This window comes from Actinocorallia herbida (assembly GCF_003751225.1).
Taxonomy (GTDB): Bacteria; Actinomycetota; Actinomycetes; order Streptosporangiales; family Streptosporangiaceae; genus Actinocorallia; species Actinocorallia herbida.
This window is the reverse complement of record NZ_RJKE01000001.1, coordinates 559,106-579,469: the sequence shown is the minus strand read 5'-3', so window position 1 is coordinate 579,469 and position 20,364 is coordinate 559,106. Positions and strand designations below refer to the sequence as shown.

The 20,364-nt window shown below is 71.6% G+C and carries 23 protein-coding genes; 15 read left to right on the top strand and 8 right to left on the bottom strand.

Going from position 1 to position 20,364, the window contains the following annotated elements:
- Window positions 1-8: 8 nt before the first annotated feature.
- From ligD (EDD29_RS02940) to EDD29_RS02920, 5 genes are all read left to right on the top strand, one after another.
- The gene (ligD, locus tag EDD29_RS02940; RefSeq protein ID WP_246052472.1) at window positions 9-983 is read left to right on the top strand and encodes a non-homologous end-joining DNA ligase; all 975 of its coding nucleotides are present in this window, start codon (window positions 9-11) and stop codon (window positions 981-983) included.
- Window positions 976-1,830, top strand: coding sequence for a non-homologous end-joining DNA ligase (gene ligD / locus EDD29_RS02935; protein ID WP_123662047.1), 855 nt, complete (start codon window positions 976-978; stop codon window positions 1,828-1,830). The genes ligD (EDD29_RS02940) and ligD (EDD29_RS02935) overlap by 8 nt, the downstream gene beginning before the upstream one ends.
- 73 nt (window positions 1,831-1,903) lie before the next feature.
- Window positions 1,904-3,139, top strand: coding sequence for an FAD-dependent oxidoreductase (locus EDD29_RS02930; protein ID WP_246052471.1), 1,236 nt, complete (start codon window positions 1,904-1,906; stop codon window positions 3,137-3,139).
- Window positions 3,140-3,159: 20 nt separating this feature from the next.
- Window positions 3,160-3,339, top strand: a complete 180-nt coding sequence (locus EDD29_RS02925; protein ID WP_123662046.1) for a hypothetical protein — start codon at window positions 3,160-3,162, stop codon at window positions 3,337-3,339.
- Between the two features lie 183 nt (window positions 3,340-3,522).
- The gene (locus EDD29_RS02920; RefSeq protein WP_123670233.1) at window positions 3,523-4,152 is read left to right on the top strand and encodes a TetR/AcrR family transcriptional regulator; all 630 of its coding nucleotides are present in this window, start codon (window positions 3,523-3,525) and stop codon (window positions 4,150-4,152) included.
- Between the two features lie 31 nt (window positions 4,153-4,183).
- Here the strand turns inward: EDD29_RS02920 and EDD29_RS02915 are convergent, their stop codons facing one another.
- Entirely contained in the window at window positions 4,184-5,854 is a 1,671-nt protein-coding gene (locus EDD29_RS02915; RefSeq protein WP_170201274.1) for a serine/threonine-protein kinase, read from the bottom strand.
- Between the two features lie 142 nt (window positions 5,855-5,996).
- On the opposite strand from EDD29_RS02915, the gene EDD29_RS02910 reads away from it, so the two are divergent.
- Both EDD29_RS02910 and EDD29_RS02905 read left to right on the top strand, forming a co-directional pair.
- Entirely contained in the window at window positions 5,997-6,824 is an 828-nt protein-coding gene (locus EDD29_RS02910) for an alpha/beta fold hydrolase (RefSeq protein ID WP_123662044.1), read from the top strand.
- Entirely contained in the window at window positions 6,817-7,380 is a 564-nt protein-coding gene (locus EDD29_RS02905) for a TetR-like C-terminal domain-containing protein (RefSeq protein ID WP_123662043.1), read from the top strand. Before EDD29_RS02910 ends, EDD29_RS02905 begins: the two co-directional genes overlap by 8 nt.
- Window positions 7,381-7,645: 265 nt before the next feature.
- Here EDD29_RS02905 and EDD29_RS46665 read toward each other — a convergent pair whose 3' ends face one another.
- A complete protein-coding gene (locus EDD29_RS46665) occupies window positions 7,646-7,861 on the bottom strand; it encodes a hypothetical protein (RefSeq protein ID WP_246052470.1) in 216 nt (71 codons plus the stop codon).
- Here EDD29_RS46665 and EDD29_RS02900 point away from each other — a divergent pair.
- The 3 genes from EDD29_RS02900 (at window position 7,787) to EDD29_RS02890 (ending at window position 11,273) form a co-directional block, all read left to right on the top strand.
- A complete protein-coding gene (locus EDD29_RS02900; RefSeq protein ID WP_425455005.1) occupies window positions 7,787-9,178 on the top strand; it encodes a DEAD/DEAH box helicase in 1,392 nt (463 codons plus the stop codon). The genes EDD29_RS46665 and EDD29_RS02900 overlap by 75 nt on opposite strands.
- Window positions 9,179-9,538: 360 nt before the next feature.
- Window positions 9,539-10,231, top strand: coding sequence for an alpha/beta fold hydrolase (locus EDD29_RS02895; protein ID WP_425454937.1), 693 nt, complete (start codon window positions 9,539-9,541; stop codon window positions 10,229-10,231).
- Between the two features lie 136 nt (window positions 10,232-10,367).
- Window positions 10,368-11,273 (top strand): oxygenase MpaB family protein, encoded by a 906-nt coding sequence (locus EDD29_RS02890; RefSeq protein WP_123662040.1) that lies wholly within the window; start codon window positions 10,368-10,370, stop codon window positions 11,271-11,273.
- On the opposite strand, the gene EDD29_RS02885 is transcribed toward EDD29_RS02890, so the two are convergent.
- From EDD29_RS02885 to EDD29_RS02875, 3 genes are all read right to left on the bottom strand, one after another.
- The gene (locus EDD29_RS02885; protein ID WP_123662039.1) at window positions 11,270-12,157 is read right to left on the bottom strand and encodes a RecB family exonuclease; all 888 of its coding nucleotides are present in this window, start codon (window positions 12,155-12,157) and stop codon (window positions 11,270-11,272) included. The two genes, EDD29_RS02890 and EDD29_RS02885, sit on opposite strands and share 4 nt — an antisense overlap.
- 3 nt (window positions 12,158-12,160) lie before the next feature.
- Window positions 12,161-12,859: an MBL fold metallo-hydrolase gene (locus EDD29_RS02880; RefSeq protein WP_123662038.1), complete on the bottom strand. Its 699-nt coding sequence runs from the start codon at window positions 12,857-12,859 to the stop codon at window positions 12,161-12,163.
- A 61-nt stretch (window positions 12,860-12,920) separates the two neighbouring features.
- Window positions 12,921-13,571, bottom strand: coding sequence for a DUF6758 family protein (locus EDD29_RS02875; protein ID WP_123662037.1), 651 nt, complete (start codon window positions 13,569-13,571; stop codon window positions 12,921-12,923).
- 80 nt (window positions 13,572-13,651) lie between these two features.
- Here EDD29_RS02875 and EDD29_RS02870 point away from each other — a divergent pair, with 80 nt between their 5' ends.
- Together EDD29_RS02870 and EDD29_RS02865 are read left to right on the top strand one after the other, a co-directional pair.
- Entirely contained in the window at window positions 13,652-14,023 is a 372-nt protein-coding gene (locus EDD29_RS02870; RefSeq protein WP_123662036.1) for an NUDIX hydrolase, read from the top strand.
- Window positions 14,024-14,067: 44 nt separating this feature from the next.
- A complete protein-coding gene (locus EDD29_RS02865) occupies window positions 14,068-14,763 on the top strand; it encodes a hypothetical protein (RefSeq protein WP_148085863.1) in 696 nt (231 codons plus the stop codon).
- A gap of 15 nt (window positions 14,764-14,778) precedes the next feature.
- On the opposite strand, the gene EDD29_RS02860 is transcribed toward EDD29_RS02865, so the two are convergent.
- Together EDD29_RS02860 and EDD29_RS02855 are read right to left on the bottom strand one after the other, a co-directional pair.
- A complete protein-coding gene (locus EDD29_RS02860; RefSeq protein ID WP_170201273.1) occupies window positions 14,779-16,437 on the bottom strand; it encodes a CPBP family intramembrane glutamic endopeptidase in 1,659 nt (552 codons plus the stop codon).
- 34 nt (window positions 16,438-16,471) lie between these two features.
- The gene (locus EDD29_RS02855; RefSeq protein WP_123662033.1) at window positions 16,472-17,416 is read right to left on the bottom strand and encodes an HpcH/HpaI aldolase/citrate lyase family protein; all 945 of its coding nucleotides are present in this window, start codon (window positions 17,414-17,416) and stop codon (window positions 16,472-16,474) included.
- A gap of 80 nt (window positions 17,417-17,496) precedes the next feature.
- Between EDD29_RS02855 and EDD29_RS02850 the strand changes: the two genes are divergently transcribed.
- From EDD29_RS02850 to EDD29_RS02840, 3 genes are read left to right on the top strand one after another with little or no spacing between them, the layout of a single operon-like run.
- Complete coding sequence (locus EDD29_RS02850; protein ID WP_123662032.1) at window positions 17,497-18,012, top strand: hypothetical protein; 516 nt, start codon at window positions 17,497-17,499, stop codon at window positions 18,010-18,012.
- 33 nt (window positions 18,013-18,045) lie between these two features.
- Entirely contained in the window at window positions 18,046-19,314 is a 1,269-nt protein-coding gene (locus tag EDD29_RS02845) for a magnesium transporter MgtE N-terminal domain-containing protein (protein ID WP_123662031.1), read from the top strand.
- Complete coding sequence (locus EDD29_RS02840; RefSeq protein WP_123662030.1) at window positions 19,311-19,811, top strand: DUF1003 domain-containing protein; 501 nt, start codon at window positions 19,311-19,313, stop codon at window positions 19,809-19,811. The genes EDD29_RS02845 and EDD29_RS02840 overlap by 4 nt, the downstream gene beginning before the upstream one ends.
- On the opposite strand, the gene EDD29_RS02835 is transcribed toward EDD29_RS02840, so the two are convergent.
- Window positions 19,787-20,269 carry a MarR family winged helix-turn-helix transcriptional regulator gene (locus tag EDD29_RS02835; protein ID WP_246052469.1) on the bottom strand — a complete coding sequence of 161 codons (483 nt, stop codon included), beginning with the start codon at window positions 20,267-20,269 and terminating at the stop codon, window positions 19,787-19,789. The two genes, EDD29_RS02840 and EDD29_RS02835, sit on opposite strands and share 25 nt — an antisense overlap.
- Window positions 20,270-20,364: the final 95 nt, after the last annotated feature.

The window sequence follows — 20,364 nt, the reverse complement described above, 5'->3', positions numbered from 1 at the left end:
TCGGGCAGTTGGGTACGAACATCCCCGTGGATGTGCTGGAGCCCATGCTGGCCACCCCCGGAGAGCTGCCGGACGACCTCGACCGCTGGGCCCTGGAGCTCAAGTGGGACGGGGTCCGCGCCATCAGCAGACTTGAGCACGGCCGCGCCCTGATCTTCGGCCGCCGCGGCACCCCGATCACCGCCTCCTACCCCGAGCTCGGCGCGCTCGCCGACCTCCTGCCCGGACACAACGCGGTCCTCGACGGCGAGATCGTCGCCTTCGAGGGCGGCAAGCCGTCCTTCTCCCGGCTCCAGCGGCGGATGCACGTGCGCGCGCCCACGACGGCCCTGGTCCGCGCCGTCCCCGTCCGGTACGTCGTGTTCGACCTTCTGCGGCTGGACGACAGGTCGCTCCTCGACGTCCCGTACGTGGAGCGCCGCGCCGCGCTGGAGGAGCTGGAGCTCGCCGCGGGGCCGGTGGAGGTGCCCCCGCACCTGCTCGCCGAGGACCGCGAGCAGGTGAACGAGCTGCTCGCCTACACGGCGGAGGAGAACCTGGAGGGGCTGGTCGCCAAGCGGCTGGACTCCCGCTACACGCCGGGCCGCAGGAGCGGCGCCTGGATCAAGATCAAGAATCTGCGCACGCAGGAGGTCGTCATCGTCGGATGGCGCCCGGGGCAGGGCCGAAGGCACGGGTCCGTCGGCTCGCTGCTCTGCGGCGTGCACCTTGACGGGGAGCTGCGCTTCGCCGGGCACGTAGGCACCGGCTTCACTGACGACTTCCTCGACGAACTGGCCCTACTGCTCAAGCCCCTGGAGCGCTCCACGACGCCCTGCCACGGCGAGATCCCCCGGGCCGTCGAAAAGGACGCCCACTGGGTGGAGCCTCTGCTCGTCGGAGAAGTCGTCTTCACCGAGTGGACCCCCGAAGGACGCCTCCGTCACCCGTCTTGGCGCGGCCTCCGCTCGGACAAGGATCCCGCGGAGGTCGTCCGTGAATAAGGTCCATGTCGCGATCGAGGGCAAGAGCCTCGCTCTGTCCAACCTCGGCAAGCCGCTCTACCCGCACTTCACCAAGGGCGAGGTGATCGACTACTACACGCGGATCTCCCCCGTCCTGCTCCCGCACCTGCGCGACAGGGTCGCCACCCGTGTGCGCTTCCCCGAGGGCGTCGACGGGCTGCGCTTCTTCGAGAAGAACGCCCCGCGAGGCACCCCGGAGTGGGTGCGGACCGAGACCGTGGCGACGCCGGGGGGCCGGAGCGGGTCCGTCGAGTTCGTCGTCATCGACGACCTGCCGACGCTCGTCTGGTGCGCCAACCTCGCCGCGCTGGAACTGCACGTACCCCAGTGGCGCGTGGGCCGCCCGCCCGATCTGATGGTGTTCGACCTCGACCCCGGGGCCCCCGCGGCCTTCTCGGCCTCCTGCGAGGTCGGCCTCCTGCTGCGTGACCTCCTCGCCGAGGACGGGCTGGAGGCCTATCCGAAGAGCAGCGGCAAGAAGGGCCTGCACCTGTACGTCCCGATCAAGGACGGGCAGGTGGACGACACCAGCGCCTACGCCAAGCGCTCCGCGGAACGCCTCGCCAAGGAGCAGCCCGGGCTCGTGGTCAGCAAGATGGACAAAAGCCTCCGCGGCGGCAAGGTGCTCGTCGACTGGTCGCAGAACAATCCCTCCAAAACGACGGTCGCGCCCTACTCGCTGCGCGCGGCCGACGAGCCCCGCGTCTCCACGCCCCTCACGTGGGAAGAGGTCGAGAAGGGCGAGCCGGTGCCTTGCACCGCCGAAGACGTCCTGGTCAGGGTCGCCGAGAAGGGCGACCTCCTGGCACCCCTGATCGGCGGATGAGCGCCCGCACGAACACACCCGCTGTTGCGGAAAACCCGCGCACGATCGGTCACGCTCCGCCACCATGGCGAGCATGGACTTCGACGTCATCGTGCTCGGCGGCGGCACCTCCGGCTCCCGCATCGCCGCCGGTCTTGCCGACGCGGGCCGCGCGGTCGGGCTCGTGGAGTGCCGCACCGTCGGCGGCGACCGCATCCGGGAGCGCTGCGCCGCGCTCCAGCAGGCGGCCGAGCGGGGGGACGCCTGGTCGCAGGCGGTGGCGCTGCGGGACCTCGCGGGCCATCCACCGCGGCTCCCGGCGGGCGTGACGGTCCTGGAGGGCATCGGCCAGATCGCGGGGCCGGGCCGGGTGAAGGTCTTCGGGCCGGAGGACGCCGCCGGGCACGGCTGCCGCGACCTCGTGCTCGCCACCGGCAGCGAACCGTTGCTCCCCGTCGTCCCCGGCCTGCTCGACGTGCCCACCTGGACCACCGCCGAGGCGCTGGGCGGCTTCGGCGTCCCCCGCCGCCTGGTGGTGCTCGGCGATGACCCCGAAGGCTGCGAGCTCGCTCAGATCTACGCCACCTACGGCAGCCACGTCACCCTGGTGACCGATGAGCCCAGACTGCTCCCCCGCGAGGCCCCCTTCACCGGAGAGCTCCTGGCGGAGATCCTCCGCCGGACCGGCGTGCGGGTGCTCACCGACGTCCGCCCCGCGCAGGCCGAACTGACCGACCTCGGCGTGCGCCTCCTGCTGTCGGACGGCACCGACCTCTTCGCCGACCGCCTTCTGCTGGCCGCCGGACGGCGTCCCCGGGCGTCGGGGCTCGGGCTGGAGAACCTCGGCACGACCACCATGGAGGCCGACGAGCGCTGCCGCGTCCTGGAGGGCGTCTGGGCGGCGGGCAGCGTCACCGGGCACCGGCACGCGTCGCTGGAGCAGTCCCGGGTCGTCCTGGACAACCTTCTCGGCATGGAGCGCACCGCGGACTACCGGGCGCTCCCGCGCACCGTGCAGACCAGTCCGCCCGTCTGGGCGGCGGGCGCGGCGCCCTCCGAGGCGCTGACGACGGCGGGCCGCGACCTGTCGGCGACGGTCCGGGCCGCGCTGTCCCCGGGCGTCGTGGGCAGGGTGGAGCTCTACGCCGACGCCCGGCGCGGCGTCCTCGCCGGAGCCGCGGCCGTGGGCCCCGGGGCGCCGGACTGGATGGCCGAGATAGCCCTCGCCATCAGGGCAGAACTACCGGTGGCGGCCCTGGCCGACGTGGTCCGCGCCGTTCCGACGTACGGTGAAGCCATAGAGCCCTCGCTCCGGGAGCTAGCCAGGTGACCAGCGACGCAGGAGGACCGATGCCCGATCCGCAGATCTTCGACGCGACGCCCGAGGACGAGGCCGTCGAACTCCAGGAGGACGCCAGGGAGGACGAGCTGGAGCAGGAGGAGCCGGTGCCCATGGAGGCCGATCCCGCAGACACCCATGAGCAGCGCAAGGAGGTCGGCATAGACGAGGACGAGTACCGTTCGGGCTGAACCACGGCTCCGTCCGGGCTCTCCCGTCGGACGCCGGGGCGCACAGGCACTGGGACACAGGTGACCATCGCGTGCATTGCAGATAGGTGACCAGCTAGGTTACCGACGCGTAGGATGATGGGATTGGGCAGCGGCACACCCAGGGCCGCTCAAGTTTGTTCCAGTACCAAGAGGAGCATGGTCGTGACCGCAACTCCGGACGCCCGACCCCGGGGCACCCGGCTGCCGCGGATGGCCCGCAGGCGGCAGCTGCTCGGCGCCGCCCAGGAGGTCTTCGTGGCGCAGGGCTACCACGCCGCTGCGATGGACGAGATCGCGGAGCGTGCCGGAGTGAGCAAGCCCGTGCTCTACCAGCACTTCCCCGGCAAGCTCGAGCTGTACCTGGCCCTGCTCGACGAGCACGCCGAGGCCCTGGTGACGACGGTCCGCGACGCGCTGGCCTCCACGAACGACAACAAGATGCGCGTCCAGGCCAGCATGCAGGCCTTCTACGACTTCGTGGCGGGCGACGGCGAGGCCTACCGCCTGGTCTTCGAGTCCGACCTGCGCAACGTCGCCCAGGTGCGCGCGCGGGTAGAGCGTGCCAACCACAAGTGCGCCGAGATGATCGCCAAGGTGATCCAGGAGGACACCCGCGCGTCGGTCGACGAGGCCTACCTGCTGGGCATCGGCCTGGTCGGCATGGCCGAGGTCAGCGCCCGGTACTGGCTGGGGCAGCAGAAGTCGATCCCCAAGGAGACCGCCGAGAACGTCATCGCCCGGCTCGCCTGGCGCGGGATCTCCGGCTTCCCCATTCCCTCCGAGGCTCCCTGACGGCCCTCCGGCCCCCGAAGGGCCGCGGCGCCTAGCGGCCCGCGGCGGCGCGCACCAAGGGCGTCATCAGCTTCTCGACGCCCTTGTAGGGCAGTCTGACCGACACGACCCGGCAGGCCTGGGAGTGCTCCTTGGTGCCCAGATACAGATCGGCCCTGATCGCGTTCTTCTGGAGCACCGGCCGCAGCACCTCGTCCAGGGTCGCGGGGGTCAACCGCAGCGGCGCCTCGGCGAAGCAGGCCGCGGCCTGGTCGTCGGCCGCCGCGGTGATCCGCTCGGCGAGGGCGGGCAGCGAGGTCGCCGGGAACATCCGCCGGGGGCCGATGTCCGCCCCGCTGCGCAGGTCCACGGTGACCGCGAAGCGGGTCCAGAAGTTCTTCGCCCAGTTGCCGGTCGCGGTGTCGGCGGGCTCGATGCCGTACTCGTAGCCGACCGAGAGCAGGTCCTCGGTCTGGAGGCCCACCTTTGCCTCCAGGCGCAGGACGTCCTGGCCGGTCCGCATGCCTCTGGCCTCGGTGAGCTGCCGGTCGACCGGCGCGCGTAGGGTCGCGTTGACCTTCTCCGCGACGATCGGGTCCGCGATCCCGATGACGGTCGGGACGGTCACCCGCTCGGTCGTCGTGTCCTCCTGGACGAACTGGACCTCCACCTTCGCCACCGGCGCCGCCTGGACGAGGGTCGGCTGGGGCTCGGGCGCCTCGCCGGACGCCGAGTACACCAGGAATCCGGCGGTGCCCGCGATCACCGCGGCGGTGGTGACGATGCTGGCCTGGACCACCCCGATCTTGCCGAGCAGGCCGCGGCTGCCGATCTGGCTCGAGAAGCTCGTCACCGAGCCGACCGTCGTGCTCCCCGTGCCGGCCGCGAGCACGAGCCCTCCGGCGAACCCGCCCGCGGCGGCGAGGGCGGCGGCCCCGCGCCGCTCCCAGTGCCGGCCGTAGGCCTTGCGTGCCACCTTCTCGACCTGCCTGACGAAGGCGAAGGCGTCGACGGGCCGCTGGGCCGGGAACTTGGCGAGGCCGCGCACGGTCAGTTCGCGCAGGTACTGCGGCACCCGCTCGACGGGCGGCGCGGTGTTCTGGTGCTGCTGCTGGAGGTCGGCCAGGTCGTAGGCGTCGAACGGCTTCATCCCGGCGAGGCATTCGAAGAACACGCAGGTCGCGGCGTACACGTCGGTCGCGGGTGAGGCGGGGCCTCCGGTCCACTGCTCGGGCGCCATGTACGTGGGGGTCCCCGCCCGCCCGGTCTCCCCGTCGGGGACCGCGATGCCGAAGTCGACCAGCTTGCTGACCCCGTCCGGCCCCACGATGACGTTGGCGGGCTTGTAGTCCCGGTGCACGATCCCCGCGGCGTGCGCGGCGCCCAGGCCCAGCAGGGAGCCCTTGAGGACGTACAGGGCCGCCACGGGCTCGAGGTGGCCGTGCTTGTCGAGGACGGCGCGCAGGCTGTGGCCCTCGACCGCCTCCATGACGATCGCGGCCTCCTCCCCCGGGCCGTCGAGCACCTGGTGGACCTTGGCGACATGCGGGTCGTCCAGGGACGCGAGGGTGGCGGCCTCCGCCTTGAGCAGGTCGGGTCGACGGGTGACGTACTTGATCGCCCGGTAGGTACCGGTCATCTTGTCGACCGCGAGGACGACCCGCCCGTGGGCGCCGGTGCCCAGCTCGCGGATCTCGTCGTAACCGGGCGCCTGCCAGCTCATGGTCGTCCTCGGAAGGGGGAGTAGGGGATCTTGCGGGGTCCATTGTCCAGAAAATCCGGAACCGGTGTGGCCTAGATGACGGTTGACGAGTTTGGCTAAGTAGATTAGCTTTTTAGCTACAGAGATTAGCCATGGAGCTGACATGACCGAGTACCTCGCTGTCGAAGGCGGACGGATCGCTTACGAAGTCGCTGGAGAAGGGCCCCTTGTCGTGCTCAGCCACGGCATCGGCGACCGGCGGCAGACCTTCCGGCACCTCTCGGCGGCCCTGGTGAAGGCCGGATACCGCGTCGTCTCGACCGACCTGCGCGGCCACGGAGACAGTGAGATCACCTTCTCCTCCTACAAGCGGACCGACACCGCCAACGACCTCCTCGCCCTCGTCCGCCACCTGGGCTCCGGTCCCGCCGTCCTCATCGGCCAGTCGTTCGGGGCCGGCGCGGCCACCGTCGCGGCCGCCGACTCCCCCGAAGACATCGTCGCCATCGTGCAGATCGGACCGGGCGTCCGAGCCCCGAAGATCCGGCTCCGCGACGTCAACGGCCGCTTCGTCAAGGGCATCGCCCTCCTCGCCATGGCCGCGCTCCTGCGCAGCCTCGGCTTCTGGCGCCGCTACCTGGACTTCGCCTACCCCGGCGTCCGCATGGCCGACCATGACGCGGAACTGACCGCGCTGATGGCGAAGATGGGGGAACCCGGCCGGATGAAGGTCTTCTCGACCATGATGACCGGGTCCAGCGCCGATTCCGCGGCGGCCCTCGCGCGGGTCCAGGTGCCCGCGCTCGTCATCATGGGGACCATGGATCCCGATTTCCCGAATCCGCGCGCCGAGGCCGAGGATCTCGCCCGCGTCCTTCCGCACGGCGAGGTGTCGCTCATCGAGGGCGCCGGGCACTACCCGCACGCCCAGTACCCGGCCGAGACGGCCGAGGCCGTCCTGGGCTTCCTGAAGGCCCACGCCGTTGCCTAGGGCGGGCCTGTCGGCCGGGGCCGTCGTGGACGTCGCCGTGGCCCTCCTGGACGAGGAGGGCCCGGCCGCGCTCACCCTGGCGGCCGTGGCCGGACGGGCGGGCGTCGCCACCCCTTCGCTGTACAAGCACGTGCGCCACCTCGCGGAGCTGCGCGTCCTGATCTCCATCCGCGTGATGGACGAGCTGACCGGGCGCGCGACGGAGGCGCTGATGGGCCGTGCCGGGGACGAGGGGATCAGAGCCGTGATGGACGCCTACCGGAACTATGTCCGGGAGCATCCGCACAGGTACGCCGCCATGATCCAGCGACCCGAACCCGCGCTCGCCGAGGCCGGGGCCCGCCTTGTGGAGGTCTTCTACGCGGCGTTGCGATCCCGCGGCCTGGAAGGCTCCGACGCCGTCCACGCCACCCGCTGCGCCCGATCGGCGCTGCACGGCTTCGCGATGCTGGAGACTTCTGGGGGCTTCGGGCTGCCCGAGAAGATCGACGAGAGCTTCGCCCTGCTCACAGAGATGATCATCGCTGGGCTTCCCCGGGGTCAAGCGGGCGGTTGAGGGCCAATCGCCGTCCTGACAGCGTGATTTTCTGCTATGGCGGGGAGTGCGGGGCAAGAGGTACACTGTGTTGCAGAGTGTGACCGCGCGCCCCGCCGACCGTCTGCGATATGACCGTCTACGAATCGGTGCCACCCCGCGTACGCGGTCATGCCGAAACGAAGACCGACGGCAGGTCCCTCCCGCGCGAGCGCGCGGCCGGAAACCAAGGCCTTTGCAGCGCCGCGCTCCCACGGTGCTTCCGGGGTGAACGACCGCCGTCCTACTACGGAGGCTGGAAGCCCTGACTACGTTCACCGACCTTGGGGTCATCCCCGAAATAGCCGATGCCCTCGCGACAGAGGGCATCACCACACCCTTCCCGATCCAGGCCCTCGCGCTGCCCATAGCGCTCGGCGGCCAGGACATCATCGGCCAGGCGCGGACCGGCACGGGCAAGACGCTCGCGTTCGGCATCGCGCTCCTTCAGCGGATCACCCACGGCGGCAAGGCTCCCCAGGGCCTCGTCATCGTGCCGACCCGCGAGCTGGCCATCCAGGTCCACGACGACCTCACGTTGGCGGGCGGCAAGCTCGGCACTCGCGTGCTGTCGGTCTACGGCGGCCGGGCGTACGAGCCGCAGATCGAGGCGCTGCGCGATGGCGTCGACGTCGTCGTCGGCACCCCGGGCCGGATGCTCGACCTCATCAAGCAGCGCCACCTCGACCTCTCGCAGGTCTCGGTGCTGGTGCTGGACGAGGGCGACCGCATGCTCGACCTGGGCTTCCTGCCCGATATCGAGCGGATCCTGTCCAAGGTGCCCGCGGAGCGGCAGACCATGCTCTTCTCGGCGACCATGCCGGGCGAGATCACGGCGCTGTCGCGGCGGTACCTGACCCGTCCCACCAATGTCAGGGCCGAGGCTCATGCCGAGTCCGAGGCCCAGCCCAAGGTGCGCCAGGTCGTCTGGCAGGCCCACCAGATGGACAAGCCCGAGATGCTCTCCCGCATCCTCCAGGCCGACGGCCGGGGCCTGACCATGGTGTTCTGCCAGACCAAGCGCACCTGCGACAGATTGGCCGCTGATCTGGCCCAGCGCGGCTTCGCCGTCGCGGCGGTCCACGGCGACCTCGGCCAGGGCCAGCGCGAGCGGGCGCTGCGCGCGTTCCGGCACGGCAAGATCGACGTGCTGATCGCCACCGACGTGGCGGCGCGCGGCCTCGACATCGACGATGTCACCCACGTGGTCAACTACGAGTGCCCCGAGGACGAGAAGACCTACGTCCACCGGATCGGCCGCACCGGCCGGGCCGGTAAGGAGGGCATCGCGGTGACCCTCGTGGACTGGAACGACCTCCAGCGCTGGAAGCTGATCAACAAGGCGCTCGGGCTCGACTTCGCCGACCCGCAGGAGACCTACTCCACCTCCGATCACCTCTACGAGGCGCTCTCCATCCCCAGGACCGTCAAGGGCACGCTCCCCAAGGAGCAGCGCGAGCGGGAGGGGCTGAACGCCGAGGCACTGGAGGACATCGGCGAGACGGGCCGGCAGCGGACTCCCAAGTCCAAGGACAAGGACAGGGAGACCGTCGAGCGGGCGCCCCGGCCGCGCCGCGAGCGCACCCGGACCCGTACCCGCCGCAGCGGGTCGGCCGACGAGTCGGCTCCGGTCACCACCGAGGCCGTCTCCGCTCCGGAGAGCAAGGCCGAGGCGATCGAGCCGGTGCGCAACGAGTCGGCCGAGGCCAAGCGGCCGCGCCGCCGCCGCACCCGGACCCGGCGCACCGCCGGTGAGGGCCAGGTGTCGGAGAACACCTGAGACACCTGACCGGTTGGCCGGGTGAGTTACTCGGAATCCGCTTGATCCCTTTTCTTCGCGGGATCAGGCGGATTCTTTGCTTTTCCTGATAGATCAACGGATGCTTCGGACGTCCCGAAGCGCAAGCCCTTCCCTTTCGGGGACACCCAACGCGCCGCCCGGTTGGTAGGTTGAATCATCGTGAGTACGCCCCGGTTCCTCGAACTGCCCCCCGTCGTTCGCCGTACCACCCTGAGAACGACGCGCGGCGAGTTCGCCGTGCTCGAAGCTCTGCCGGTCGGTGAGCCCGAGCGCCAGCCGGCGCTCCTGGTACCCGGATATACCGGGAGCAAAGAGGACTTCCTCGGAATTCTGCAGACTTTGACGCGGGTAGGCCGACGCGTCGTCGCCATGGACATGCGCGGCCAGTACGAGACCCCTGGCACCCCGGACGACCCCGACGCCTACCGGATCGCCGCTCTCGGCGCCGACATCCTCGCGGTGGCCGAAAGACTCGGCCCCGAGCCCGTCCACCTGGTCGGCCACTCCTTCGGCGGCCTGGTGACCCGCGAGGCGGTCCTGGCCGAGCCGACGGCCGTCGCCTCGTTCACCCTGATGTCGTCGGGCCCCGGCGCGATCACCGGCCGGTCCGCGGAGCGCGCGACCATGCTGCGCGACGCCCTCGGGGTGCTCAGCATGAACGACGTCTGGGAGATCAAGCTCGGCCCGGACGCGGTGGCCGCGGGCCAGCCGGGACCGGTGATCTCCTTCCTGCGCGGCCGCTCGCTGCGAACCTGCCCGCGCGGCCTGATCGAGATGGCCGGGGAGCTGACCACCGCGCCCGACAAGGTCGAGGACCTGTGCAAGGTCTGCGACGACGCCGATCTGCCGATCATGGTCCTGTTCGGCGAGGACGACGACGCCTGGGACCCGCGCGTCCAGGCGGCGATGGCCGACAAGCTGGACGCCGTCCGCGTGGTGATCCCCGGCGCGGCCCACTCGCCCGCGTGGGAGGCCCCGGAGACCACCGCGCACGCCCTCACCGACTTCTGGAACTCCGCGGAGCGCCGCTGACGGCCTGTGCCCGTGCCCGTCCGGCCCCGCGCCCCTCCGGGTGCGGGGCCTCGGTCTTTTCCGGACCGCGGAGCCCCTGTCGCGGACGAACGCCGTAACGATACACTTACCCCACTTTGTCTCATGGAGGTGTGGGATGGCGGCTTCGGTGGCGGCTCCGGAGAGCGTGACGTGGCGGGTGCACATCGACCGGTCCATGTGGATCGGCGGAGTACGGAGCCTCATGCTCCAGGCACTCCACCCCATGGCGATGTGGGGCGTGTGGCAGAACAGCAACTTCCAGGAGGACCCCTTCGGACGGCTCCAGCGGACCGCCGACTTCGTCGGGGTGGCGACCTTCGGCAGCACCGAGGAGATCGAGACGCTCGCGGCCCGGGTGCGCGGCATCCACCGCAGCCTGCGCATCCTCAACCACGACACCGGCAAACGCGAGCGGCTCGACCAGCCGGAACTGCTGCTGTGGGTGCACTGCGCGGAGGTCTACTCCTACCTGGAGACCGCCCGCAGGGCGGGGCTGCCCCTCACCGACGCCATGGCCGACCGCTACCTCGACGAGCAGCGGCACACCGCCGAGCACGTCGGCCTGCACGCCGAGGATGTGCCCGGCAGCGTCAAGGAGATGGAGGCCTACTTCCGGGAGATGCGGCCCCGGCTCCGCGCCACCCGCGAGGCCCTGGAGACCGTGAAATTCCTGGTGTGGCCGAACATGCCGGAGAACCTCAAGTTCCTCACGCCCGGCAAGCCCGCCTACTTCCCGTTCGGCGCGCTCTGCTATTACTCGCTGCCCAAGTGGGCGCGGGAGATGTACGGGACGCTCCCGGAGGTCCCGCAGCCCCTGGTGACCGCGGCGCTGCGCTCGTTCCGGCTCGCCGTGAACTCCGTCCCCGAGAGAGTCCACGACTACGCGTTCATGAAGCCGACGCGCGAGATGCTGGAACGCACCCGGCAGAACCTCGCCGCCGAAGGCTACGACCTGTCCAAGGGCCTCATCGGGCTGCGCGACCCGCGCCGCTGGCCGTCCGGACGGCTCACCCACGCCTAACCTTCGGCGCGTGCGCCTTCCAGCGCCGCCCAGGGCTCCTTGCGCGGCGCGGCCGCCTGTCCCTCGGGGCAGTGCCTGGCGTAGTCGCACCAGCCGCACAGGGGCCCGGGGCGGGGCGGGAAGACCTCGTCGTGCCCCGCGTGCTCGACCCCGCCTTCCGGCGACCTGCGCGGCGCCGGGATGCGGGTCTTGTACGCCTCGTCGGCATCGGCGCACTCCATGGCGACCTGCTCGGCCCGGCGAAGGTGCCGTCCCAAGGACTCCTCGGTGTGGTCCCACGCCGCCACCGTGCCCGTGGGCAGGTGGTGGAGTTCGACGGTCCGGCACGGCCGCCGCAGGACCCTGGAGGCCGCGACGGCGTAAAGGGCGAGGGCCAGGGAGCCCCGCGCGTCCTCGGGGCCGAGCGCGCGGCGGCCGGTCTTGTAGTCCACGACGGCCAGGGCGGCGCCCCGGTGGTCGAGCCGGTCGATCCGGCCGGAGACCGCGATCACCTCGGTGCGGGTGGCCACGGTCCGCTCGACGCCGGCCGGTTCCTGCTCGGGGTCGAGCCCCGCGGCGTAGTCCTCGACCATCGTGCGGGCCCGCGCACGCCACTCCTGTGCCTGCGCGGCGTCGCGGAACCCGTCGGTGAGCCAGCCGCGCGCCAGCAGGGCGCCCGCCGCCTCAGGCGTGCGCTCGGCGAGCGGGAGCCGCCAGTAGGCGGCCAGCGCGTTGTGCACCGCGGCGCCCATGCTGTTGTGCGCCCAGGGCAGCCCTTTGGCCGGTTGCGGACGGTCCAGGTAGGTCATCCGGTACCGGCGCGGGCAGTCCAGCCAGGTGTTGAGCCGGGACGGAGTGCACGGATAGAGGCGGCGCGGCATTCCTTCCAGGCCGAGCTGCTCCACCCGTCAGGACTCGTCGGACTCGGTGTCGTTGCGCGACAGCTCGTACCAGGACTCCCAGCGGTCGGCCTCTTCGCCGACGGTGGTCTCCGCGCCCTGGCCGGTCAGCACACGGGTGTCGCGCGGCAACTGGCCGAACTGGGCGCTGATGGAGTTCAGCTGGGTGTGCAGCTCGGGGTAGTCGTCGCCGTAGGCGCCCGGACGGCCGCGCCACAGGGTGTTGCCGGTGAACAGGATGGACTCGCCCTCGCCGTACAGCGTGATGCTGCCGCCGGTGAAGCCCGGCGTGTGCAGGACCTCGAGCTGGACGTCGGCGATCTCGAAGGCGCCGCCCTCCTCCAGGAACTGGTCCGGCTCCAGCGAGCGGAGGTCCTCGTCCTCGGTCTCCTGCGCGAGCTTGCGGAAGTAGGTGCGCCACAGCGGGCGGTCGGCGCGGTGCAGCATGATCGGCGCGTCGCCGCGCTCCTCGTCGGCGGAGACCTCCAGCACCGTGGACAGGACGTTGTCGCGTCCATGGGTGCAGACCACTGCCATGACCTCACGCCCGTCGACGGCCTTGAGCACGGCCTCGGCGTCGTTGGCCGGGTCGATGACGATCACCGCCTCGTCGTCGCCGACGATCCATGTGTTCGCCTCGACGGTCAGGGTCTCGTCGTCGACCGTCACCGGTCCGCTGGTCACCACAGATTCAATGCGCGCAGTCACGGCGGAAGCCTATCCCCCCTTCGCCCGGAAACGCACGGTCTCCGGGGAGCCCGCGCGGCCGTCAGCCGCGGTCCTCGTCCGGCGGCGGGCCGGCCAGTCGGGGGCAGGGGGCGCCGAACGGCAGATCAAGGTCCATGCCGGGCTCGCGCAGGTCGGTGAACTGAAGCCGGTCGAGGATCATCACGCCCGCCTCGGCGGGCCAGAGCACCGCCCACAGCCAGCGGCCCAGGGCCTCGCCCGCGTAGACCGCGCGGTCAGGGGGCGCGTCGACGGCCCACAGAGGCACCGGACGGCCTTGCGCGGTGACCTTCGCGTTCGGAGGTCCGTCGTCGAACGCGGGGCCGGGGTCGGTCCCTTTCAGGCCCGCGTAGTGGGCGCCGAGGCCCACACCCACCTCCTCGGAGACCAGGAGCATGTCCGCAGGGCCCGCGGCCAGGCCGGGGCCCGAAAGTGCCACCCCCGCCGCGCGAGTGCCTGAGCGTTCGTCTCCGGCCCGCAGGAAGCCGGTGACGAGCCAGCCGGACGGCAGCGGCCAGGGCAGCCACAGCGGCACCTGGGCGTCCTCCCGGACCGTCGCGAGGCCCTCCTCGCCGGGCGGAACGGGCGGATCCAGCGGGAGCACCGGGCCGTGCAGGACACAGCTCCACTCCCCGCCCTCGCCGGGCGGGACCGCAGTTCCGCCGCAGCGGGGACAGAAGCGTTCAGATCCCACGACTACTCACGGTCGCCGTTCGGCGGCGGCAAGTCAAGGCTGATTGCCTATCGAGTCCGGAAAGTCTTTTACTGGGATGTATGCGATGTGTGGGGGCGGTGATCGTGCAGGACGGGGCGCTGCTGCTGGTGCGGCGCGGCCGCCCGCCGGGCGAGGGGCTGTGGTCGATTCCCGGCGGGCGGGTCGAACCGGGCGAGACCGACCACGCCGCCGTCATCCGGGAACTCGCCGAGGAGACCGCGCTCACGGTCGAACCCGGGGCGTTGCTCGGCTCCGTGCGGATCGGCCCCTATGACGTCTTCGACTACCGCGCGCGGGTTCTTTCCGGCGAGGCGAGGGCGGGTGACGACGCCGCCGACCTGCGATGGGTCCCGCTCACCCGGCTCGGCGACCTGCCCTTGACCGACGGATTGCGCGACGCGCTCCTGCTCTGGCGGGTCATCGACGGGTAAAATCAGACGCCCACCGAAGCGTTCCACCCGAGGGGGCACCGCCGATGCAGCGTCTGGAATTCCGGATGGAACCGGGACAGCGCAAGATGTATCTCATCCTGGCCGGCGCCTATGTGATCATCGGCCTGCTCCAGTTCACCGTCTCGGCGCCCGGCCTCGGTGTCCTGTTCCTCATCCTCGCGGGCGTCTTCGTCTTCTACTACTTCCAGTTCGCGAAGTACGGCCTCACGCTGACGCCCCAGGGCATCACCATGAACGGCTGGCAGACCCGCGCCCACGCCTGGTCCGAGGTCGCCGCGGTGGAGTCCGGCAAGTTCTGGTTCGCCGACCGCGTCACCCTGCGGCTGACCGACGGCACGAAGCGCCGCGCCTGGGCACCGGTGAACGCCGCGGGCATGCGCGACCCGCAGTTCCCGCTCAAGGTCCAGGGCATCCAGCAGTGGCACGCCCAGTTCGCGGGCGTCGCGCCGCAGCCGCAGCAGGGCGCGCCCGGACCGCAGGGCCTGCCGGGTCGGCAGCCCCAGTACGGGCAGCCGCAGCACGCGTTCGGGCAGCAGTTCGGCCAGCCCGCCCAGCCGCAGCCCGCCCAGCCGCAGCAGGGCCAGTACGGCGGGCCGCAGGTCCCGCCGCAGGGCCAGCAGCCGCCTTACGGGCAGCCCGCCCCTCAGCAGCAGCCGGCCGGGGACTGGACCCAGGTCTTCGGCGTCGGCGGTCAGCAGAATCCCGACGACCGCCGCTGAGCCGCCTTCCGCCCCTCAGGAACCCGGCTGCGGCGCAGATGCGTAAGGCCCCGGCTTCGGCGGGGGCAGCGGTTCTCCGGGGGTGACCACGGCGACGCCCGTCCGGCGCCGCAGCCACAGCACCATCCCGGCGAAGAAGATCAGGGGCGGGACGTCGGCGAGCAGGATGTAAGCCGGTGCCCCGCCCTGGACCAGCGCGTCGTCGAGTTCGCCCGCGAAGACCGGGGCGGCGAAGGCGACGAGGTTGTTGAGCACGTGCAGCGCGATCGGCGCCTCCAGGCCGCCGGTCTTCACCGCGAGCCAGCCGCAGGTCACCGCCCACAGCCCGATGTCGAGCATCGCCCAGCCGGTGTAGCCGTGGCCCGCGACGAAGACCGCGCTGCTGATGATGATCGCGGGCCACGGCGTGGCGAACACCTTGCCCAGCGCGCTGGTGAACCCGCTGCGGTAGCCGCCGTCGGGACGGGCGAGGGTGCAGCCACCGATGGCCTGGAGCAGCCAGCCGCGGAAGACGAACTCCTCGGCCGCGGCCTGGAACGGCACGAGCAGCACGATGACGACGAGCGGCGCCACCACGGCCGACCAGCCTGGGAAGCCCGTGCCCTTCGCCGGCTCGTCGTCGCCGAAGGCCGCGGTGACGACCACCAGCAGCGCGTAGGAGATCACGACGTACCCGACCGCGACCAGCGCGCAGACGCCCAGCCACTTCCAGCGCATCCGGCCGAGCACGGACACCACGGTCCCCGCGGGCCTCCGCGCGATCCACCAGACGACGAGGGGCACCAGCGGCAGCCAGACGGCGATCAGCGTGAGCTGGGCGGCCAGGTCCTCCACGACCCCGCCGAAGAGCTGGGTGCCGCCCTCGAGGAGCTTGGGCTCCTCACCGGTGATGATCCAGTGCGCGGCCATCCAGAGGACGAAGACGAGGATGGACACGGCGAAGATCAGCGCGGCGAGCGTGAGCGTGCCGACGAGCGGCCGCCACCAGCTGTGCAGACGGGTGCGGTCCATCCGGTGGAAGGGCGTGCCCGGCCCGGGAGCCGCCAGCCAAGGCTCCGACTTGACGGGAAGGTGCACACCCGGCACGAGATACCCCGGACCGGGCGGCGGCGCGTAAGGACCCGTCGCATAGGCGCCCGTCGCGTACGGCTGCCCGGGGACTCCGGGAACACCGCCGTAGGGCTGACCTGGATAAGCCCCCGGTGCGGCGCCTGGCTGCGGGGCTCCGTAGCCGTAAGGCGAAGGAGCGGCCTGGCCCTGCGCAGGCGGAGCCTGGCCGCCGTAGCCGTAGGGCGGAGGCACAGGCGGGCCTTGCGCGGGAGGACGGCCGCCGTAGCCGGGCGGAGGCGGGGGTGCGTAGCCGTAGGGGCCTTGCGCGGGCGGGTGGCCGCCCGGCTCGGGCAGGCGGTAGCCCGGGCCTGCGGGCGCGCCCCAGGAGGGGACCTGGTAGCCGGGCGCCTCCGGGCCGGACCCTGGCACGGCGGGCGGCGGCTCCGAGTGCTGCACGGGGTAGGTGTGCTCGGCGGGCCAGGACGCCTGCGGCTCGGGCGGGCCGAACACGGGCCCCGGATCCACCGGCGCCCAGGACGTGGTCCCCGACGTGGCTCCCTGCGCGTCCCGCGCGTCCTGCGTGCCCTCGCGGTCCGGGGGCGGCACGTCCTCGGGTGGCTCCATCCCAGCAGCGTAACCGGCCGCCATAAGGCGGTGATCAGTTCCCCGGACGTTCGAACGACTTCGTGCGCGCCAGCCCCGCGGCCCTGCCCTTGGCCGCGATGACGAGCGCCATCTTGCGGGACGCCTCGTCGATCATCTCGTCGCCGAGCATCGCCGCACCGCGCTTCTCCACGGTCGTGTAGTAGTCGTAGGCCTCGAGGATCAGCTCGGCGTGGTCGTAGTCCTCCTGCGCCGGGGAGAAGACCTCGTTGCCCGCCTCGATCTGCGATGGGTGCAGCACCCACTTGCCGTCGTAGCCGAGCGCCGCGGTGCGGCGGGCGGCCCGGGTGAACGCCTCGGTGTCGCGCACGTTGAAGTAGGGGCCGTCGATGGCCTGGAGGCCGAACGCGCGGCACGCCATGAGGATCCGCATGTAGATGTAGTGGTAGGCGTCGCCTTCGGTGTAGCCGGGCGGCTGCTCGCCGACGACGAGGGTCTTCATGTTGAGGGACGCCATGAAGTCGCCGGGGCCGAAGACGAGGGTCTCCAGCCGGGGCGAGGAGGCGGCGATCGCGTCGACGTTGATGAGGCCGCGCGCGTCCTCGATCTGGGCCTCGATGCCGATGCGGCCCGGCGCGAGGCCGTTGGCCCGCTCGATCTGGGTGAGCAGCTTGTCGAGCCACTGCACGTCCGACGGCTCGGTCACCTTCGGCAGCATGACGCAGTCGAGCGCCTCGCCCGCGCCTTCGACGACCTCGATGACGTCCCGGTACGTCCACTCGGTGTCGAGGGCGTTCACGCGGACCACCTTGACCTTGTCGCCCCAGCCGCCCTCGCGCAGGGCCGCCACGACGAGCTTGCGGGCCTCGGCCTTGGCGTCGGGCGCGACCGCGTCCTCCAGGTCGAGGAAGATCTCGTCCGCGGCGAGGCCCCTGGCCTTCTCGATGAAGCGCGGGTTGCTTCCGGGCACGGCGAGGGTGGTGCGTCGCGATCGCTGCATGAGCCGGAGGCTACCGATCCGCCTCCGGCGCCGTCACGGCAGGTTCCCCCGACGCGCCCCGTCTCCGTCATGATGAGGCCATGACGGAGACCCCGGTGGACGCGGCGGCAACCCTGGACGAGGCGATGAAGAAGTCCTCGCTGGTCTGGATCGGGCTGCCCCCCGAGCGGCCGCGGCCGGCCTGGTACGTGTGGCTGAAGGGCGTCGCGTACGTGCTGACGGGCGGCGAGGGAGAGCAGCCTCTTCCCGGCCTTCCCGAAGCCTCCTCGGCGGAGGTGACGGTGCGGAGCAAGGACAAGGGCGGCCGCCTGATCACCTGGACGGCCGATGTCGCCGAGGTGGAGCCCGGCTCTCCGGAGTGGGAGGAGCTGATGCCGCACCTGTTCAAGGCCCGGCTGAACGCCTCCCCAGAGCGCGGCCCCGCCTATTGGGCGCGCGAGTCCTACCTGATGCGGCTCACCCCTGACGGGACCCATCCCGAGCTGCCCGGCGCCTACCGGGACTCCCCCGCCGTCCGGACCGTCGAGACGCCCGCGACGAACAGGACCGCACGGCCGTTCATGGTCGGCGGCCGAGGTCGCCCGGCCGACCGGTGATCGCCGCCCCTATCCGTGGGTAGGCACCAGACCATGAACTCCGGGCCTTCCAGGGTGTACCTCGCCCGTCTGACGGGCATCGGCGTCTTCGACCCGATCGGCGACCAGGTCGGCCGGGTCCGCGACGTCGTCGTGGCCCTGCGGCCGCTGGAGCGGCCGCGCGTGCTCGGGCTCGTGGTGGACGTGCTGCCCGGCCGCCCCGTCTTCCTGCCGATCACCCGGGTCACCATGTTCGACGCGAAGGCCGTCATCTTCAACGGCAAGCTCAACATGCGCAGGTTCGCCCAGCGGCCCGCCGAGACGCTGGCGATCGCGGAGATCCTCGACCGGCGCGTGTCCGCGGAAGGCGCCGACTACGTGCTGGTGGACCTGGCGATGGAGCGGATGCGCACCCGCGACTGGGAGATCACCAAGGTCGCCGTCCGGCGGGACAAGGGGTCGCGCAGGGCGCGCGCCGAGACGCTGGTCTTCGACTGGGAGGAGATCAGCGGCCTGGAGGTGCCCACAGAGCAGCAGGGCGCGGTCCAGCTGATCACCGCGTTCGAGCGGATGAAGCCCGCGGACCTCGCCAACGTCATGCACGAGCTGCCTTCCAAGCGGCGCGGCGAGGTCGCCGCGGCCCTCGACGACGAGCGGCTCGCCGACGTCCTGGAGGAGCTGCCGGAGGACGACCAGGTCGAGATCCTCGGCAGCCTCGACGCCGACCGCGCCGCCGACGTCCTGGAGGCCATGGGCCCGGACGACGCCGCCGACCTCCTCGGCGAGCTGTCCGTCGAGCAGCGGGAGCAGCTGCTCGCCCTGATGGAGCCGGAGGAGGCCGAGCCGGTCCGGCGGCTGCTGAAGTACGCCGACAACACCGCGGGCGGCCTGATGACGACCGAGGCGGTGATCCTGCCGCCGGACGCGACGGTCGCCGAGGCGCTGGCACAGATCCGCAACCCCGACCTCAACCCGGCGCTCGCCGCGCAGGTGTACGTCGTGCGGCCGCCCACCGAGACCCCCACGGGCCGTTACCTGGGTACCGTCCACTTCCAGCGGCTCCTGCGCGATCCGCCTTCGACGATGGTCGGCGGGATCGTGGACCGGGCGCTGTCTCCGCTCCGCCCGACGCTGCCGCTGGCCGCCGTCTCAGGGCACCTCGCGACCTACAACCTCGTCTCGGCCGCCGTCGTCGACGAGGACGGCCACATGCTCGGCGCCGTGACGATCGACGACGTGCTCGACCATCTGCTGCCCGATGACTGGCGCGAGTCGCTCATGGACGAAGAGGACGCCGCCGACGACTCCCGGAGCACCCCATGAGCACGCCCCGGTACCGCCTCGACCAGCCGCGCGAGCAGCGCAGGTCGCTCCGCACCCCGCGCTACAACGCCGAGGCGTTCGGCGTGGCCGCCGAGAGGATCGCCCGCTTCCTGGGGACGGCGAAGTTCCTCGTCTACATGACGGTCTTCGTGGCCCTGTGGATCGCCTGGAACGCCCTGATGCCCGCCTCCTGGCGGTTCGACCCGTACCCGTTCATCTTCCTCACCCTGATGCTGTCGCTCCAGGCGTCCTACGCGGCCCCGCTGATCCTGCTCGCGCAGAACCGGCAGGACGACCGGGACCGGGTGCAGGGCGAGCAGGACAGGGCCCAGGCCGAGCGGACCATGGCCGACACCGAGTACCTGTCACGGGAGATCGCGGGCCTGCGCCTGGGCCTCGGCGAGGTCGCGACCCGCGACTTCATCCGCTCCGAACTCCAGCAGCTGCTGCGGGACATGCGGCCGGACGACCGTCAGGCCGACAGCGCCACGGGGTAGTCCGGGGCCAGCTTGCGCAGGATCACCTCGAACTGGTCCATCTCGGCGGCGTCGAGGCGGCCGAGGAGGAGTTCGCGCACCCCGCGGTGGTGGGTGATCGTCGCCCGGTGCAGCCGATCCCGTCCGGCGATGGTGATCACCGCGAACAGGCCGCGGGCGTCGCTCGTGCACGACTCGCGCCGGACCAGGCCGTCGCGCTGGAGCCGGTCGACGAGGCGGGTCAGGCCGCTGCGCGACAGCAGGACGCGGTCGGCGAGGTCGTTCATCCGCAGCCGTCCGTCGGGCTGCTCCGACAGGTGCTGGAGCACGTCATAGGAGCCCAGCGCGAGGTCGTGCTCACCCAGGAGGTCCTGGTGCAGATGCCGGGAGATGTGGACCTGGGCGCGCAGCAGGGTGCGCCACACCGTCAGTTCCCGGGTGGTGATCGTCGAGCCGGGGAGGGTGCTCACGTCTGTCACGGACCCGATGCTAGGCGTCGCGAGGTTCCGGAAAGTGGTCCTTCGGTTGCGGTTGCGACACGGTCGACTCGCCCCGCGTTCGCCCGCACTCCCCG

What these genes read in the sequence shown, in the direction of transcription:
- EDD29_RS02930 (WP_246052471.1), top strand. Translation starts at nt 1,904, where the DNA reads ATGGACTTCGACGTCATCGTGCTCGGCGGCGGCACCTCCGGCTCCCGC.
- EDD29_RS02870 (WP_123662036.1), top strand. Translation starts at nt 13,652, where the DNA reads ATGCGATGTGTGGGGGCGGTGATCGTGCAGGACGGGGCGCTGCTGCTG.
- EDD29_RS02840 (WP_123662030.1), top strand. Translation starts at nt 19,311, where the DNA reads ATGAGCACGCCCCGGTACCGCCTCGACCAGCCGCGCGAGCAGCGCAGG.
- EDD29_RS02845 (WP_123662031.1), top strand. Translation starts at nt 18,046, where the DNA reads ATGAACTCCGGGCCTTCCAGGGTGTACCTCGCCCGTCTGACGGGCATC.
- EDD29_RS02910 (WP_123662044.1), top strand. Translation starts at nt 5,997, where the DNA reads ATGACCGAGTACCTCGCTGTCGAAGGCGGACGGATCGCTTACGAAGTC.
- EDD29_RS02925 (WP_123662046.1), top strand. Translation starts at nt 3,160, where the DNA reads ATGCCCGATCCGCAGATCTTCGACGCGACGCCCGAGGACGAGGCCGTC.
- EDD29_RS02860 (WP_170201273.1), bottom strand. Translation starts at nt 16,437, where the DNA reads ATGGAGCCACCCGAGGACGTGCCGCCCCCGGACCGCGAGGGCACGCAG.
- EDD29_RS02855 (WP_123662033.1), bottom strand. Translation starts at nt 17,416, where the DNA reads ATGCAGCGATCGCGACGCACCACCCTCGCCGTGCCCGGAAGCAACCCG.
- EDD29_RS02915 (WP_170201274.1), bottom strand. Translation starts at nt 5,854, where the DNA reads ATGAGCTGGCAGGCGCCCGGTTACGACGAGATCCGCGAGCTGGGCACC.
- EDD29_RS02890 (WP_123662040.1), top strand. Translation starts at nt 10,368, where the DNA reads ATGGCGGCTTCGGTGGCGGCTCCGGAGAGCGTGACGTGGCGGGTGCAC.
- EDD29_RS02865 (WP_148085863.1), top strand. Translation starts at nt 14,068, where the DNA reads ATGCAGCGTCTGGAATTCCGGATGGAACCGGGACAGCGCAAGATGTAT.
- EDD29_RS02850 (WP_123662032.1), top strand. Translation starts at nt 17,497, where the DNA reads ATGACGGAGACCCCGGTGGACGCGGCGGCAACCCTGGACGAGGCGATG.